At 62.0% G+C, this 16,525-nt stretch carries 17 protein-coding genes; 13 read left to right on the forward strand and 4 right to left on the reverse strand.

Annotated features, from left to right (window positions below):
• The 13 genes from EOS_RS26335 to fliR form a co-directional block, all read left to right on the forward strand.
• A partial coding sequence (locus EOS_RS26335) for a flagellar M-ring protein FliF C-terminal domain-containing protein (protein ID WP_047895127.1) occupies nucleotides 1-706 on the forward strand: 706 nt, incomplete at its 5' end.
• Nucleotides 696-1,691 carry a flagellar motor switch protein FliG gene (gene fliG, locus EOS_RS26340; RefSeq protein ID WP_047895128.1) on the forward strand — a complete coding sequence of 332 codons (996 nt, stop codon included), beginning with the start codon at nucleotides 696-698 and terminating at the stop codon, nucleotides 1,689-1,691. The genes EOS_RS26335 and fliG, both read left to right, overlap by 11 nt.
• Nucleotides 1,684-2,358 carry a flagellar assembly protein FliH gene (fliH, locus tag EOS_RS26345; RefSeq protein WP_047895129.1) on the forward strand — a complete coding sequence of 225 codons (675 nt, stop codon included), beginning with the start codon at nucleotides 1,684-1,686 and terminating at the stop codon, nucleotides 2,356-2,358. Before fliG ends, fliH begins: the two co-directional genes overlap by 8 nt.
• Nucleotides 2,352-3,902: a flagellar protein export ATPase FliI gene (fliI, locus tag EOS_RS26350; protein WP_047895130.1), complete on the forward strand. Its 1,551-nt coding sequence runs from the start codon at nucleotides 2,352-2,354 to the stop codon at nucleotides 3,900-3,902. The genes fliH and fliI overlap by 7 nt, the downstream gene beginning before the upstream one ends.
• A 24-nt stretch (nucleotides 3,903-3,926) precedes the next feature.
• The gene (gene fliJ / locus EOS_RS26355; RefSeq protein ID WP_047895131.1) at nucleotides 3,927-4,376 is read left to right on the forward strand and encodes a flagellar export protein FliJ; all 450 of its coding nucleotides are present in this window, start codon (nucleotides 3,927-3,929) and stop codon (nucleotides 4,374-4,376) included.
• Nucleotides 4,377-4,421: 45 nt separating this feature from the next.
• On the forward strand, nucleotides 4,422-6,056 hold the full coding sequence (locus EOS_RS26360; protein WP_047895132.1) for a flagellar hook-length control protein FliK: 1,635 nt from the start codon (nucleotides 4,422-4,424) through the stop codon (nucleotides 6,054-6,056).
• Between the two features lie 643 nt (nucleotides 6,057-6,699).
• Complete coding sequence (fliL, locus tag EOS_RS26365) at nucleotides 6,700-7,191, forward strand: flagellar basal body-associated protein FliL (RefSeq protein WP_047895133.1); 492 nt, start codon at nucleotides 6,700-6,702, stop codon at nucleotides 7,189-7,191.
• A 92-nt stretch (nucleotides 7,192-7,283) separates the two neighbouring features.
• Nucleotides 7,284-8,282, forward strand: coding sequence for a flagellar motor switch protein FliM (fliM, locus tag EOS_RS26370; protein ID WP_047895134.1), 999 nt, complete (start codon nucleotides 7,284-7,286; stop codon nucleotides 8,280-8,282).
• Nucleotides 8,275-8,712: a flagellar motor switch protein FliN gene (gene fliN / locus EOS_RS26375; protein WP_047895135.1), complete on the forward strand. Its 438-nt coding sequence runs from the start codon at nucleotides 8,275-8,277 to the stop codon at nucleotides 8,710-8,712. Before fliM ends, fliN begins: the two co-directional genes overlap by 8 nt.
• The gene (gene fliO / locus EOS_RS26380) at nucleotides 8,709-9,227 is read left to right on the forward strand and encodes a flagellar biosynthetic protein FliO (RefSeq protein WP_047895136.1); all 519 of its coding nucleotides are present in this window, start codon (nucleotides 8,709-8,711) and stop codon (nucleotides 9,225-9,227) included. Before fliN ends, fliO begins: the two co-directional genes overlap by 4 nt.
• The gene (fliP, locus tag EOS_RS26385; RefSeq protein ID WP_047895137.1) at nucleotides 9,227-10,003 is read left to right on the forward strand and encodes a flagellar type III secretion system pore protein FliP; all 777 of its coding nucleotides are present in this window, start codon (nucleotides 9,227-9,229) and stop codon (nucleotides 10,001-10,003) included. Before fliO ends, fliP begins: the two co-directional genes overlap by 1 nt.
• 22 nt (nucleotides 10,004-10,025) lie before the next feature.
• Nucleotides 10,026-10,295: a flagellar biosynthesis protein FliQ gene (gene fliQ, locus EOS_RS26390; RefSeq protein ID WP_047895138.1), complete on the forward strand. Its 270-nt coding sequence runs from the start codon at nucleotides 10,026-10,028 to the stop codon at nucleotides 10,293-10,295.
• Nucleotides 10,296-10,297: 2 nt separating this feature from the next.
• Nucleotides 10,298-11,089 (forward strand): flagellar biosynthetic protein FliR, encoded by a 792-nt coding sequence (fliR, locus tag EOS_RS26395; protein ID WP_047895139.1) that lies wholly within the window; start codon nucleotides 10,298-10,300, stop codon nucleotides 11,087-11,089.
• A 318-nt stretch (nucleotides 11,090-11,407) separates the two neighbouring features.
• Here fliR and flgL read toward each other — a convergent pair whose 3' ends face one another.
• From flgL to flgJ, 4 genes are all read right to left on the reverse strand, one after another.
• Entirely contained in the window at nucleotides 11,408-12,682 is a 1,275-nt protein-coding gene (gene flgL / locus EOS_RS26400) for a flagellar hook-associated protein FlgL (protein ID WP_047895140.1), read from the reverse strand.
• A gap of 10 nt (nucleotides 12,683-12,692) precedes the next feature.
• A complete protein-coding gene (gene flgK / locus EOS_RS26405; protein ID WP_047895141.1) occupies nucleotides 12,693-14,645 on the reverse strand; it encodes a flagellar hook-associated protein FlgK in 1,953 nt (650 codons plus the stop codon).
• Between the two features lie 297 nt (nucleotides 14,646-14,942).
• Nucleotides 14,943-15,698 carry a flagellar brake protein gene (locus EOS_RS26410; protein ID WP_047895143.1) on the reverse strand — a complete coding sequence of 252 codons (756 nt, stop codon included), beginning with the start codon at nucleotides 15,696-15,698 and terminating at the stop codon, nucleotides 14,943-14,945.
• 391 nt (nucleotides 15,699-16,089) lie between these two features.
• The coding region (flgJ, locus tag EOS_RS26415) for a flagellar assembly peptidoglycan hydrolase FlgJ (protein ID WP_047895142.1) at nucleotides 16,090-16,525 on the reverse strand (436 nt) is incomplete at its 5' end.

A 16,525-nucleotide genomic window follows, 5' to 3' on the forward strand; every position in this document is an offset into this window, starting at 1 on the left:
GTCCGCGCCCGTCGACGCCGCCGCCAGCGGTGCCGACGCGAAAACCGCGCCGGTCAACACCCGCAAGGACACCACGACCAATTACGAGGTCGATCGCACCGTGCGCCACTACGAGCAGCCGATGGGCGGCATCAAGCGCCTTTCCGTCGCGGTGGTGGTGAATTACCAGAAACAAGTCGATGCCAAGGGCATCGCGACCATGCAGCCGCTGTCCGCCGACAAGCTCGCGCAAGTGCAGCAACTGGTGAAAGACGCGATGGGCTACGACGAAAAGCGTGGCGATTCGGTGAACGTGGTCAACAGCACCTTCCTGGTGGATTCGACCGTGATTCCCGACGTGCCGTGGTGGCGCACCCCGGACATGATCGCGCGCGCGATCCAGCTCGCGAAGTATCTGGGCATCGGCGCGGTGGCGTTGTTCCTGTACTTCAGCATGGTGAAGCCGGCGATGCGCCGCGCTTTCCCGCCGCCGCCGTCAACGCCGCCGGCCGCGCTCGGCGCACCGGACGACCTGTCGCTGCTCGACGGACCGTCCATGCCGAAATCGCTGGAAGAAGACGAAAAGGATGCCGAGGTCAGTTTGCTCGGTCACGAAAGCAACAAGGCCAAGTTCGAACGCAATCTCGACTACGCGCGCATGGTCGCGCGCCAGGACCCGAGAATCGTCGCGACGGTCGTCAAGAACTGGGTGTCAGATGAACGCTGAAGGCCTCAATAAAGCTGCGCTCCTGCTGATGTCGATCGGCGAATCCGAAGCGGCGGAAGTGTTCAAGTACCTCGGACCGCGCGAGGTGCAGAAGATCGGCGCGACCATGGCGACGTTGAAAAACGTGACGCGCGAACAACTCGATAACGTGATGACCGAGTTCGTTCAGGAAGCCGAACAGCACACCGCGCTGTCGCTCGATTCGAGCGAATACATCCGGACGGTGCTGACCAAGGCGCTTGGCGAAAGCAAGGCCGGCGCACTGATCGACCGGATTCTGCAGGGCAGCGACACCAGCGGCATTGAAGGCCTGAAGTGGATGGATTCAGCCGCGGTGTCCGAGCTGATCAAGAACGAGCATCCGCAAATCATTGCGACGATCCTGGTTCACCTGGACCGCGATCAGGCGTCCGAGATCGTGGCGCTGATGACTGAACGTTTGCGCAACGACGTGCTGCTGCGCATTGCCACGCTCGACGGTATTCAGCCGGCCGCGCTGCGCGAACTCGACGACGTCCTGACCACGCTTCTCTCCGGCAGCGACAACCTGAAACGCGCGCCGATGGGCGGCATCCGCACGGCAGCGGAAATCCTCAACTTCATGTCGACGGCGCACGAAGAGTCCGTGATCGAAAACGTGAAGGAGTTCGACCCGGAACTGGCGCAGAAGATCATCGATCAAATGTTTGTGTTCGAGAATCTGATCGAACTTGAAGACCGCGCGATCCAGTTGCTGCTGAAAGAAGTGGAATCCGAAACGCTGATTATTTCGCTCAAAGGCGCACAACCGCCCCTGCGGCAGAAATTCCTCGCGAACATGTCGCAGCGCGCCGCCGAACTGCTGGCCGAAGATCTCGACTCGCGCGGCCCGGTGCGGCTCTCGGAGGTCGAAACGCAGCAGCGCAAGATCCTGCAGATCGTGCGCAACCTGGCCGAATCCGGCCAGATCCAGTTAGGCGGCAAGGCCGAGGACGCTTATGTCTGACGCTGCCGAAGCCGCCAAGAAGGCCCGCATGTCCGCCTATCAGCGCTGGGAGATGGCGTCGTTCGATCCGGTTCCGGTCGATCGCACCGCCGCCGATCAAGCCGCGCTCGAGAAGCATTTGCGCCGTGTTCGCGACGAAGCGCACGCGCAAGGACTGGCATCGGGCCATGTGGCGGGTCAGGCAATGGGCTACAAGGCCGGTTACGACCAGGGTTATGAGAAAGGCGTGGAAGAAGGCCGTCGCGACGCGCGGGCTGAAGCCGCGCGGCTGGCATCGATGGCCGATGCCTTCAAGACCGCGCTGCAAGCCGCCGACGCCGTAGTCGCCGAAGCGCTGATGGCGCTGGCGCTCGACATCGCACAGCAGGTGGTATCGCAACATCTGACACTCGATCCGACCGCCGTGCTGGCGGTCGCACGCTCGGTGATCGCGGCCGAACCGGCGCTGGCCGGCGCACCGTATCTGACGGTGAATCCGGCGGATCTGCCCATCGTGGAAGCGTATTTGCTGGAAGAACTGCAGGCAGCCGGATGGGCGGTCAGGACGGACCCGGATATTGAGCGCGGCGGTTGCCGGGCGCAAGCTGCAAGCGGTGAAATCGATGCAACCAATGTCACGCGCTGGGAGCGCGTGGCGGCGGCGCTCGGGAGGTCACAACCGTGGTGAACACCGCCCATGCCGCCACAAGTGCTGCGCGCCGCGTCACGCAGGAAGGTTTGAGCGAACTCGAACAGGAACTGGCGCGCGCGTCGTTCGGGCCGCTCGCCGCAGACGATAACGCCGAACCGACTGCCGAAGAAATCGCGGCGCAGACCATTGTCGAACTCGCCGATATGGCGAACAACCCGCATCTGGACGGCTGGCGTGCGCAGCTTGAAGCGAGCAAGGCGCGCAGCCAGATTTCGAAACCGCTGCGCGCGTGCGGACGTCTGACGCGCGCAGCCGGCCTGGTATTGGAAGCCGTGGGATTGAAACTCGGCGTGGGCTCGGAATGCATGATCGAGTTGCCTGCCGGCAGTTCGATCCCGATGGCCGAAGCCGAAGTCGTCGGATTCTCCGGCGACAAGCTGTTCCTGATGCCGACCACCGAAGTCTCCGGCCTGCTGCCCGGAGCGCGCGTATATCCGCTGGAAAGCGCACCCATCAATGACCCGATGGCCGGGGCCAAGCGTCTGCCGGTCGGCTGGGAAATGCTCGGCCGCGTAGTCGATGCATCGGGCAAGCCGCTCGACGGACTCGGCCCGCTCGGCTCGAAAGTCGATGCGCCGCTGACCGCACCGACCATCAACCCGCTGAATCGCGAGCCGATCCATAAGGTACTCGACGTCGGCGTGCGCGCGATCAACGCGCTGCTGACCGTGGGACGCGGCCAGCGCATGGGCCTGTTCGCCGGCTCGGGCGTCGGCAAGTCCGTGCTGCTCGGCACCATGGCGCGTTATACGAGCGCCGAAGTGATCGTGATCGGGTTGATTGGCGAACGGGGCCGCGAGGTGAAGGAATTCATCGAGCAGATTCTCGGCGAAGATGGTCTCGCGCGTTCGGTCGTAGTCGCTGCGCCCGCCGATGTCTCGCCGATCTTGCGCATGCAGGGCGCGACCTACGCGACCTCGCTGGCTGAATATTTTCGCGATCAGGGCAAACACGTACTGCTACTGATGGATTCGCTCACGCGCTACGCCATGGCGCAGCGCGAAATTGCGCTGGCGATCGGCGAACCGCCCGCCACCAAAGGCTATCCGCCGTCTGTATTCGCTAAACTGCCGGCGCTGGTGGAACGGACTGGGAACGGCCGGGAAGGTGCGGGATCGATTACGGCTTTTTATACGGTCTTGACGGAAGGGGACGATCAGCAAGATCCTATCGCCGATTCAGCGCGTGCCATTCTCGACGGCCATATTGTGTTGTCGCGTTCGTTGGCCGAAGCGGGGCATTATCCGGCCATCGATATAGAAGCGTCCATCAGCCGGGCGATGACCGCGCTGATCGACGACAAACATCTGGACCGGGTGCGTTTGTTCAAGCAGATGTTGTCGCGTTACCAGCGCAATCGCGATTTGATCAACGTCGGCGCGTATTCCACGGGAAGGGATGCGTTGCTTGACCGGGCGATTGTGCTGTATCCGCGGATAGAAGCGTTTTTGCAGCAAGGATTTCGTGAGCAGGCCATGTTTGAACCGAGCCTTGCCCAACTCGACGAGTTGTTCGAATAAAGATAATTGAGGAATCTGACGTCCATGTCTAACCATCTGCCGATCAAGACCTTGATCAACCTCGCGGAAGAAGAGCTGGAAGCCACTACGAAAAAGCTCGGCAAGCTCCAGCAGGAGCGCGACGAGGTGGAGACGCAGCTGAACTCGTTGGTCACGTATCGCGACGAGTATCACGCGCGCTTTACGGCGTCGGCGCAGGAAGGCACGACCGCTCAGACGTTGCGCAATTTCCAGGCATTCGTCGACACCCTCGATTCCGCCATCAACCAGCAACGGGCGTTGCTCGTCACCGCGAACCAGCGGCTGGAAGCGGCGAAGCCGGAATGGCAGCAGCGTAAGCAGAAACTGGGTTCTTATGAAGTGCTGGCCGCGCGCGGCGAGGCCGTGAAGGCGAAGCAAGAGGCGCGGATCGAACAGCGCGATTCCGATGAGCACGCCTCCAAGATCCTGCGGATGCGCGCCGAAAAGGCATGAAGTTTCTAGCGATTTTTATCGCATATACGATACAAGAGGTCACGTATGTCGTCCGTTAATTCTGCCAGCATGCTGCTCAGCCTCACGGCCGCCCAGTCCCGCAACGCGGCCGCGACGTCCGCACGCGATGACGCCACGGCATCGTTTGAATCGACGCTGCAAAGCATAACCACCAAGGCGAACGACGACGCAGCCGCTCAAGCACGGGTGCAAGCGCAGGCGCAGGCGGCGAAGGCCGCTGCGGCGGCATCGGCGGGGCAAGGCAGCGTTCACGACGCGCCCAAGCCCGACGACGCTTCAACTGCCCAGGCTAAAGCGGCGGCGGATCAGGCCGCTAGCGCAGACCAGGCTTCGGCGACAGCGGATCAGACGCAGGCATCGGCGGCGTCTTCATCGTCGACGTCCTCGACGTCTTCGGCATCTTCTGCGTCTTCCACGGCGTCGGCGTCTTCCGCGGCGTCGGCAGCCAGTCAAGCGCAAGCACCGGCTACGGCGTCGTCGACGGCGACGCCGAATAACACCACCGCTGCGTCGGCCCAGGCGACCCAGGCCGACGCGGCGAAGGCGCAGCCGGATGCGGCAGCGACGACGGCGGCAGCGATCGCTGCGGCGAACAACGCGGCGATGTTGAAATCCCGTGCCGGCATAGCGGCCGATCCCGCTGCGGCGGCTAGCGACCCGGCGACTGCGGCCATGAATGCGGAAGCTGCGAACGCGACGTCTTCCGCCGACGCCGCCAATACGAAGAACAAGTCCAGCGATGCCAAAACGGCTGCGGACGCATTGCAAGCTGCGCTTGCCCAGTTAGCGAATGCGCAGAGCCCGGCGACGCTGTCGCCCGATGCGGCAGCTGCGGCTGCAGCCGTAGTGGCAAATGTCGCAAATACCGCGAACGGCGCAAATGGTACGAACACGGCCAATGGTGCGAACGCTACTGCAGGCGGCATTGGTAGTTTCCAGACAGCGGGCCGTGCGATCCCGCTGACTGCATTGGTGGGCGATGGTAAAAGCGCGGCGTCGATGACGCCGCTAACTGGCGCGGCGCCTGCGGCTCAGCAAGCTGCCGATGCCACGGCGCTTGCTGCATCGACGCAAGCTGATGATGGCAGTGCTGCTTACAAAGCCACCGCCGACGCCGCTGCGCACTCAGGTTCGTTCCAAGCGGCGATGGCGACGGCGGGCAGTGCTCCGGCACAGAGCGCGGCGACGGCTGCCAGCAGTGCTGCGATTGCGCCGCATGTCGGGTCGAGTGGTTGGGATGAAGCGTTTAGCCAGAAGGTGGTGTTCCTGTCGAACGGACATCAGCAGAGTGCTGAACTGACGTTGAATCCGAAGGATTTGGGGCCATTGCAGGTGGTGTTGCAGGTCACGGACAACCACGCGCATGCGTTGTTCGTTTCGACCCATGAGCAGGTTCGGGCGGCAGTGGAAGCTGCGTTGCCGACATTGCGTGAAGCGATGCAGGCGAGCGGCATCGGCTTGGGCAGCGCCAGCGTCAGCGACGGTTTCGCGGGACGGCAGTCGGGACAGCAGGATGGCGGAGCATCGTCGAATGCGGGTAGAGGCGGGCGCGGTACCGGCGGAATGAGTGGCGCGGATGATGGGGGAAGCGTGGATGCGCTGAGCGCGATCAGCATGCCGGTGCGTCGCCAGGTTGGATTGGTGGATACGTTTGCTTGAGCTGGCGCGCTACTCGAAGAGTGAACCCAAGCGACCGTATGACCAACGCTGGTTTGGTGAGGAAGACGTGGCCGCTGGCTGCATGAAGTAGGGGTAAGGCGGTGATGGTTCGCGGGACGCGGTGCTTGCCCGAGAGCGTTGGGGGCGAAGCGTGTTCGTGTCAGGATTCGCGAGAAGGAGGGGTTCAAACAAACATCTTCAAGTCTGGCGAGCACCGTGCTATCAGGTGCCAGAAAGGCCGAGCCTGCACGCTAGGGACACTAACTCGCCCGTGGTTGGAAAGCGCTTGCTTTGCTTCGTTTCTTTGTCGCTTTCGGCTTTGGACAAAGAAATGACGGGCGCCACGCACAGTGGCTAATAGTGATAAAAAATACAGCTCACTCACGCAGACCACTAACCCTGAAAGCAGCAACCCGGCACCGACCCCGAGTCCCGGCATCGCCCCACCGGCCGCCGGCAAAAACTTCGCCTGTAAACCCTGCCAAGAGCAAATTCCACCCATCAAGCGCAAGCAAACTCGACTCGTCCACCGGCGCGAGCAAAACCCAAACTCACGAGTTAGCCCTAATAACCCCTTCTGTTCGAGCCATCACAGAGCCTCACTTTCGCCAACAATTCAGGCTACAGAAAGAGGTCCGCAATCATGGCAAGCACCACCGCAACTCAACAACCCATCGTCACCGTGAAGGGCGGCAGGCTGAAGCGCACCTTACTGATCGCGGCGGGTCTTATCGTTTTGCTGGGCGCCGGCGGGGCCGGTGCTTACTACTACCTGCACAGAACCGGTTCGCATGACGTGGCGAAAGCTGCCCCTGCCGCGCCGCCGGTGTTTTTCCCGCTGGAGTCGATGACGGTCAATCTTCAATCCGACGACGCCATGCATTACCTGCGGATCGGCTTGACGCTCAAGCTGCCCGACCAGAAAGCACAAGCCGCGCTGACCGAGCGCATGCCCGAGGTTCGCAGCCACATTCTGATGTTGCTCTCGGCGAAGCGGCCGGACGATCTGGCGGGAATCGACGGCAAGCGCGAGCTCGCGAAGGAGCTGTTGGAGACCGTCCAAAAGACGGGCGGCACGACTGACAATCCGGCGCGTGTCCAGGAAGTCTTGTTCACGGAATTCGTCGTTCAATAATCCGCGCGACAAACCTCGCCTTCAACCGCAAACGCTAACGCGACCGCCGACGCCAGCACCAAGCAACCGGGTACAGGAAACAAGGAACACTCATGGGCCACGAAGAGTTCATGTCGCAGGAGGAGGTGGATGCCCTGCTCAAGGGCGTCACCGGGGAAGTCGACGCAGTCGCCGACGACACGCGCCATCACGGCGTACGCCCCTACAACCTCGCGACGCAGGAACGCATCGTCCGGGGCCGGATGCCCGGCCTGGAAATCATCAACGACCGCTTCGCGCGCCTCTTGCGTGTCGGCATCTTCAACTTCATGCGGCGTTCGGCGGAAATCTCTGTCGGTCCGGTGAAGGTGCAGAAGTACAGCGAGTTCACTCGCAACCTGCCGATCCCGACCAACCTGAACCTGGTCCACGTGAAGCCGTTGCGCGGCACGTCGCTGTTCGTGTTCGATCCGAACCTGGTGTTCTTTGTCGTCGATAACCTCTTCGGCGGCGACGGCCGTTTCCACACGCGCGTGGAAGGCCGCGAATTCACTCAGACCGAGCAGCGCATCATCAGCAAGCTGCTGAACCTCGTTTTCGAACACTACGCGGCATCGTGGAAAAGCGTGCGTTCGCTGAACTTCGAATACGTGCGCTCGGAAATGCACACGCAATTCGCGAACGTGGCCACGCCGAACGAGATTGTGATCGTCACGCAGTTCTCCATCGAATTCGGCACGACCGGCGGCACGCTGCACATCTGCATGCCGTATTCGATGATCGAACCGATCCGCGACATCCTCTCCTCGCCCATTCAAGGCGAAGCGCTCGAAGTGGATCGCCGCTGGATTCGCGTGTTGTCGCAGCAAGTGCAGGCGGCCGAAGTGGAACTCACGGTGGATCTGGCGGAGATCGGCACGACCTTCGAAAAGATTCTGAACATGCGAGCAGGCGATGTCCTGCCGATCAACGTGCCCGAAATAGTCACGGCAAAAGTGGACGGCGTGCCAGTCATGGAATGCGGCTACGGAATTTTCAATGGTCAATACGCGTTGCGCGTCCAGAAGATGATCAGCGCAACCGACACGATGAAGGAAGGTGGATATGAGTGACGTAACTGAACCGGGCACGCTGCCGTCCAATCCGCTCAAGGGCGAGGACTTCGGCATGGACGACTGGGCGAGCGCACTGGCCGAGCAGAACGGCAATGAAACGCCGGCAGCGGGTTCATCGGCGGGATTGTTCCAGCCCTTGTCGAAAGTCGATGCACCATCGACGCGCAATGACATCGACATGATTCTCGATATCCCCGTGCAGATGACGGTGGAACTCGGGCGCACCAAGATCGCGATCCGCAACCTGCTGCAACTGGCGCAGGGTTCGGTGGTGGAGCTCGACGGCCTCGCCGGCGAACCGATGGACGTGCTGGTGAACGGCTGCCTGATCGCGCAGGGCGAAGTGGTGGTGGTCAACGACAAGTTCGGTATCCGCCTCACCGACATCATCACGCCGTCCGAACGCATCAGGAAGTTGAATCGATGAAACGCTTTGCCGTCGCGTTCACGACGCTCGCCGCAGCCTTGAGCGCGCACGCCGCCGACATGAACGCCGTCAATCACGCGGCGCAGATTGCATCGGGTGTCGGCGCGGGCACGGCCGTGCCGTCGCTCGGCGTAGGCGCGGTGCTGCAGACGCTGCTCGGACTGGCGATCGTGATCGCGTTCGTGTTCGGCTGCGCGTGGCTCGCGCGCAAGTTCGGCGTGGCAGGCAGCAAACGCACGGGTCTGGTGAAGGTGATTGGCGGCGCATCGCTTGGAAACAAGGAGCGCGTCTCGGTGGTGGAGATCGGCGATACGTGGCTCGTGCTTGGCGCGGCGCCCGGCAACGTGCGGCTGCTGCACACCATGCCGGCGGGATCGGTGGAACTCAACGGCGCGGAAGCCGGCGCTACCCCCGAGGGCCAGGCGCTGCAAGGTAGTTTCGGTCAACGTTTTCGCGATGCCCTCGCCGGTGAAGCGACCAAACGTCTGCAAAAGTTCGCAGGCGGGAGCAAGTAATGCAGGCTCGTTTTTTTGCGCAGTGCGTAAGACTGGTGAAGCTGTTGGTGCCCGTCCTGATCGCCGCCCTTCCCTACACCGCTTTCGCCCAAAGCACAGCAGGACTTCCCGCGTTCAACACTAGCCCCGGCCCGAACGGCGGCACGACGTATTCGCTCAGCGTCCAGACGATGCTGCTGCTCACCATGCTGTCGTTCCTGCCGGCCATGGTGCTGATGATGACGAGTTTCACGCGCATCATCATTGTGTTGTCGCTGTTGCGGCAGGCGCTTGGCACGGCCAGCACGCCGCCTAATCAGGTGCTTGTCGGACTCGCGCTGTTTCTCTCGCTGTTCGTGATGTCGCCTGTGCTTGATCGTGCGTATAACGACGCGTACAAGCCGTTCTCTGACGGCACGATCACGATGGACCAGGCCATGACGCGCGGCGTCGCACCGTTCAAGCAGTTCATGCTGCGCCAGACCCGCGAAGCCGATCTCGCGCTGTTCGCCCGGATCTCCAAGGCGGCGCCGATGAACGGTCCCGAAGACGTGCCGCTCTCGCTGCTGGTGCCGTCGTTCGTGACAAGCGAGCTCAAGACCGGCTTCCAGATCGGCTTCACCATCTTCATTCCGTTTCTCATCATCGACATGGTGGTGGCGAGCGTGCTGATGTCGATGGGCATGATGATGGTGTCGCCCACCACCATCTCGCTGCCGTTCAAGCTGATGCTGTTTGTGCTCGTCGATGGCTGGCAGTTGCTGATCGGCTCGCTGGCGCAGAGCTTCGTATCCTAGAGCCGAGACTGAGACCTACACGATGACACCCGAATCCGTCATGTCGATCGCGCACCAGGCCATGTACGTGGCGCTGTTGCTCGCGGCTCCGCTGTTGCTTGTTGCGCTGATAGTCGGCCTGGTGGTGAGCCTGTTCCAGGCCGCCACGCAGATCAACGAAAGCACGCTCTCGTTCATTCCGAAACTGCTCGCGGTGGCGCTCACGCTCGTGATCGCCGGGCCGTGGATGCTGGAAACGCTGCTCGATTACATGCGCCACGTTTTCACCATCACACCCTCCATCACCGGCTGACGATGTTCTCCGTCACTTACGCGCAGCTCAATGTCTGGCTGACGTCGTTCCTCTGGCCGTTCACACGCATTCTCGCGTTGATCGCGACCGCGCCGATGCTCGGCCACCAGGCCATTCCGATTCGCGTCAAAGTGGCGCTCGCGGGGTTCATGGCGCTGATCGTGGCGCCGACTATCGGCGCGGTGCCGCAAGTGACTGTGTTTTCCGCCGATGGCGTGCTGATCATCGTCAATCAGTTCATGATCGGCGCGGCGCTCGGCATGACGATGCAGATTGCATTCGCCACCATCGATGCCGCCGGCGAGTTCATCGGCATGCAAATGGGACTCGGCTTCGCGACGCTTTACGACCCGCGTCAAGGCGGGAATTCGGTGGTGATATCGCGGTATCTGAACACCATCGCGATGCTCGCGTTCCTCGTCTTCGACGGCCATCTGCAAATGATCAGCGCCCTCGTGCAGACGTTTCAAAACGTGCCGGTGAGCGCGAACGTGCTGGGTGCGGCCGTGCACGCACGCGGCTGGCAGACTATCGCAGCGTATGGCGTGAGCGTGTTTTCGACGGGCTTGCTGTTGTCGCTGCCAGTGGTGGCCGCCTTGCTGATCGCCAACCTGTCGCTCGGGATCCTGAATCGCGCGGCGCCGCAGATCGGGATCTTCCAGGTAGGTTTTCCGGTCACCATGCTGGTCGGCTTCCTGCTGATCCAGCTGATGATCCCCAACCTGATCCCGTTCTTTCAACGCGTCTTCGAGAATGGTATCGACCAGATGGGGCGCGTCGCGGCGGCAATGTAGCAGGCGGCAGGCCTCAATCGGCCAGCGCGTACGCGGTGCTGCGCCCACCCGATACCGACCTCCGCAGAACCCCCAGCGCCACCAGTTGGCCGATGTCGCGCAAGGCGGGTACGGGTTCGAGTCGCGGTCGCGGTCGCGGTCGAATCAGTTGAGAAAACGCGCAATCGCCGCAAAGGGTGATTTATTCACCGCATGCAGCCAGGGGGTGGTTCTTGAGCGCATCGGCATCATCCAATAAAAAGGGCCGCCCTTAAGCCGGGCGGCCCAAAACACATCCTACAACCCACATCAATTCCTTCCCTGCTCGCCCCCCGGCGATCAACCCGTCAGATAGTTGAACAACGACATTTTTTGAATCTGCGCAAACGCCTGCTGCGCGGCCTGCAGCGAGTTCTGCGTCATCTCGTACTGGCTGATCGCGCTGGGCAAATTGACGCTGACCAGGTCCGACAGGTTGCTGGCAGTCTGCGTCGACGTCGTCTGCGTCGCGGTCTGTGTCGCCGTCACTTCCTGCGAGCGGCCACCAACCGCCGTCTGCGTCGTCAGCACGTTGTTGTACGTGTTGCTGATCTTCGTTCCGGCCGTGGTCAGCGCGTTTTGCAACGTCGCCTGTGCAGCCGAGGTATCGGCGGGCTGCTTCAGCGCGTTCACCAGCGAATCGAGCGTCGTGAAAATGTCCGTGTCGCTGGTCTTGCCGGTGTTCGCCGGCGCCACGGTAAACGTATCGCCCGCTGCCGGCGTGCCGGAAATAGCCACGGTCTGTGAGCCGACCGTGATGTTGCCTCCGGCCGTATAGGGCGTCGGCGGCGTCACAGTCGTTGTCGTGCCCGTCGTCGGATCCAGCGCCGTGACCGAGTACGAGCTGACGGTCGTGGTCGTGGGAGGCGTACCGGTGGTCGTGGTCCCGAAAGTGATGGTGTAGGTCGACGCGTTGGCGGGATCGCCGCTGTTGGTCACGCTGACCGGACTGATCGTGCCAGACCCCGTATTCGCCGACGCCCCCGATGCAACCGGGCTGCTTTCGTTCGACGACACGCTTTGGAATATCGCCGAACCCGGATCGGCTACGTTGATCGTGCGGGTATCGGAAATCTGCACCACTCGCTGGCCGGGGCCGCCTGAGTAGCTCGCGCCAACGCCCGAGGGGTTGTCGCTGAATGGCTTCGAGCCGCCCTGAAAACCGGCAAAGATGTAGTTGCCGTTGCTGTCGGTGGTGTTGGCGAGCGTCATCAAGGTGCTGCGATAACCCTGGAGCTGGGTCGCGAGCGATGTGCGGTCGGTGTTGTTGAGCGTGCCGTTGCCAGCGTTCACTACCAGCGACTGGATGCTCTGCATCACGTTTGTCACGCTGGTGAGCGTGGAGTCTTCCTGTTGCAGCGAAGTCAGCGCGGACGACTGGTTGGTCGTGTATTGCGCGAGGTTGGCCGCTTGCGAGCTGAGGGCCACGGCCTGCGCCGCGCCGAGCGGATTGTCGGCGGCGGTCTGCAGGGCCTTGCCCGATGAGATCTGCGCGTACATGTTGGCGAGCGATGCCTGCTGATTGTTCATCGTCTCGACGTTCAACGTGAAGTACTGCGAGCTGGAGATGCGCATCGTGAAAACCTCAGTTGAAAATGCCGAGCAGCGTCGAGAACAGCGTGGAAGCGGTCTGGATGACCTTGCTGTTGGCCTGGTACAACTGCTGGTACTGAATCAGGTTGGCCGCCTCTTCATTCAGGTTCACGCCCGACACCGACTGTTGCGCCGATGTCGCCTGAGTAAGCACCGCGGTCGCCGACGTACTCGAACTCTGGAGATTGGTGGTCTCGTTGCCGATCTGGTTGACGTAGTTCGCGTACGCACTCGTCAACGAATCCGTGCCGCCGTTCAGCGACTTCACCGAGCCGAGGTTCGCCATTGCCAGTGCGTTGCTGCCGTCGCTCGTGCCGCCCGTGTTCGCCGCGATCGTGAACGTGTCGTTGCTTGACGGCGTGCCGGTAATCGTCGCGCTGACGCCCGTGCCGTTGGACACGGTAAGACCTTGGGCCGGGTTGTAGGCGAACGGCGTACCGGCAGCCACGATCGTGCCGGCCGGCAGCGTGACGGCCACGTTCGACGTCATTTGCTGGGTGGTCGCGTTGTAGGTCAGCGTCATGCTGCTCGGGATCGAGTAACCCGCGGTCACGGTCGCCGCCGAGATGTTTGCGGTTCCCGCATTGCTCGCTCCCGCCGATGCCACCGCCGGGGAAGCCGCCGCGATCGAGGTCGGATTCGTGGTCGCGAGCGCGAAGTTCCCGAGCGAGCCGCTCGTCGGCTCGATGGTGAACGAATCGCCGGACTTCGCGGTGCCGCTTGCCACCGATATATTCAGCCCCGCTATGGTGCCGCTGACCGCGCCGGTCACCGGATCGGGCGTGATCGTGCCGAGCGCCGCGCCGCTCGCACGGTCAGTGAGCGTGTAGACGCTGCCGTTGTAGGACAGCGTGTAGTTGCCGGTGGGAGCCTGGGTCGGATTGGCAATCGAAACGCTCAGTTGGGCGGTGCCCGTGTTGCGCGAATTCGAGTAGATGGTCGGGCTGCCGGTCGAGAACAGCGCCGTGCCCGGATTGCCGTTCAGGTCAACGCCCAGCGCGTTTTGCTGGTTCAGTTGCGCGGCGAAGCTGGTTGCGAGCGAGCCGAGCTGCGCCTGCGCAGGATCGAGCGACTGGCTGCGGAACGCAAGCAAACCGCCCACCGTGCCGCCGCCGAAGGTGGAGTCCGGCAAGTACTGGGTGGTCGCTGGCGTGAGCGGGGTGCCATTGGGCGATGCGTACGCAATCGACAACTCGCTCGGGTCCGACGTCGACGTCACCGCCTGCAATTGATAAGCCGTGGTGCCCGAGACCAGCGGCTGGCCGGTGCCGATAGAAACGTTATAAGCGCCGTTGACGGTGGTGACCTGCACGCTCGTCAACTTGCTCAGATTCGATACCGCCAGGTCGCGTGCATCGAGCAGCTGGTTCGGCGGCTGGCCTTGCGAGCTCGCGGAGGCAATCTGGCCGTTCAGCGTGGCGATCTGATTGGTGTAGCCGTTGATCTGCGTGACCGCGCTGGTGAGCTGCTGATTGACGCCGGTGCGTAGCTGGTTGTACGTCGTCGCGGCGGCGTTCACCTGGTTAGCGAGCGATTGCGCGCTGCTCATCAGCGACTGCCGCGTGGACGTCGTGCCGGGGTTGTTCGCCACCGACTGCAGGCTGGTGAAATAGCTGGTGATGCCCGCGCCGATACCCGTTGTCGGATCGCCGACGAGGTTGTTCAACTGCGACAACATCGAATAGTAGGTGTCCAGCGAACTGCTGTTGGACTGCGCGCTATTGAGCGCCTTGGTCAGGAAGTCGCTGTACGAACGCGAGACGGTCGTCGTATTGACCCCGGACCCCATGTAACCCGAGGTCGTGTATTGCCCCGACGCCTCCGCGTACACCGGCTTCTCCTGGGTGTAGCCCGGCGTCGCGGCGTTGCTGATGTTCTGTCCGGTCGTGGTCAATCCCCATTGGGCTGAATTGAGACCACTCACGCCAATATCGAATAGGGACATGCAAGGAATCCTGGTAAAGGCACGAAGCCCGGGCCGCCATTGTTTGACGACAACGGGTGTATATCGGCCGATTGCAGAAAAAGTTGAATCCCGGCGCAGCGAATCGGGGCGTGCGCGGTACCGCCTCCGATGACATCCGCAGGCGCACTGCGCCATGACGGATTATTCACTGGGGTTAATCGAGGCAATCGGTGAAGCAGCGAGGGGATTGGGCGTCAGTTCGCTGAATGGAAGGTGTTGGATGTAGGGGCATTGGCGGGAAACAGGCAAGCCCAGGGCTTGCCGCCGCCATTTACTTCACCGCGCCAGTGACCGGCGCTTTATCTCCAGTTGCGTAATCAACCGCTGCAGCGTGTTTTCCGCTGACCCCGGCAGGCTCATGAATTTGAAGCCGAGCGTGTAGCGGAGATCGCCCTTCGAATTCACCGTCTGCCGATTCGACATCAGCTGCAAATCGAGCACTACCTTGCCGGGGTTGCTGAAATGCAACTCCACGGACTGCAGGATCACGCCAACTTCCATGGAAGCAACCCGCTCGTCCATGGTTCGCAGCGCAACGCCGCCCAGCGACAGGTCGTTCACTTCAAAGCGAAAACGCTCGCCGTTCGGCAGCTCGCCACTGCAAATGTACGGATCGAGCACCGGCGCTTCCACGCGGAAATACTCGCGCCGCTGCATGTAGAACAGCACCGGCGGAAAGTCCGCTTCAAATGCCGGGTGACCGTCGAAAACGATTTCACGCGGCGTGCCGGTGGCGAATTCGACGCGAATCCCATCGGGACTCGCGTGAAACATCAGGTTTTCCGAACCGAGCATGGCGTGGTTCTGCTCGGGAATGCCACCCCAATCGAAGACAAACGTATGCGCGCCCGGGCTCACGTCGAGCAGGCGGGTAACGATCTGCCCGTGGCCGTGATCGACAGTCAGGAAATCGGCTCGATTAACGAGGTTGCGCAGGGAAACACCGATCTCCAGCGGATTGCGCCGGCCGAAATCGGGAAGGTCGGACTCGTCGTCTGCGATGTCGGGACCGTTCGACTGATTCATGTTCATGAGGCTTGCCGTGTTCGTTTGCTCGCTCGCGTCTGCGTCCGCAGGACTTTTCGAGCGTCCAACCGGACCCTGCGGATCCGGCACTTCGGTGTTCCATTTAGCGGCAACCGGGCTGAAATATTTAGGGTTGGCTGAAAAAAAACATCCCTAACGTCGCATCGGGCGGCCGAAAACGTTCGCAAAGCGCGCAAATCGAAACGAACCAGCACTTTCTCTCCATTTCGATGCGGCCCGGCCGGCTGCCTTCCGGGCGCACTACGCGCCCGTTCCTCGCCGTCAGCCTGCATCTTCTTTTATTGCGACATTGGCCCCGTCGCTTTTGACACCTTACTCGTAATACGTTTTGTATACCTATTTTAGATTCAGCAAAAGATGCGCGGGTGCAATTCGTTCAGGCGATGTGCCGCATGATCGAAATCAACTTTTTAGCGTATTGCGGGTCGGTAGCGTAGCCCGCTTTCTGCATGCCGTGCGCGAAACCAGCGGCATCGCGTGAGGCTTCCACGACCGGCGCGTAGCGCGGATTGCTCTTGAGCACGCTGGCGTAGTCGGTGAGCGCGTCTTCGTACGAGTCGTAAGCGCGGAATTTTTCCACCACTTTCTGCGGTTTGCCGTTCACGTACTCCGTGGTTACCGCGCTCGCAGTCTTGCCGGTCCAGTCGCTGGTGGCCTTGATGCCGAACACGTTGTGGGTCGAGCTGCCGTCGTTGTTCTTGATCTCCCGTTTGCCCCAGCCGGACTCGAGCGCCGCCTGGCCGATGATAAAACGCGCCGGAATCCCCGTCGCCGCGCTGGCCGCCTGCGCGGGCGCGGCCAGACGGTCGACG

It is taken from the genome of Caballeronia mineralivorans PML1(12), from assembly GCF_001028175.1.
GTDB classification, from domain to species: Bacteria; Pseudomonadota; Gammaproteobacteria; order Burkholderiales; family Burkholderiaceae; genus Caballeronia; species Caballeronia mineralivorans.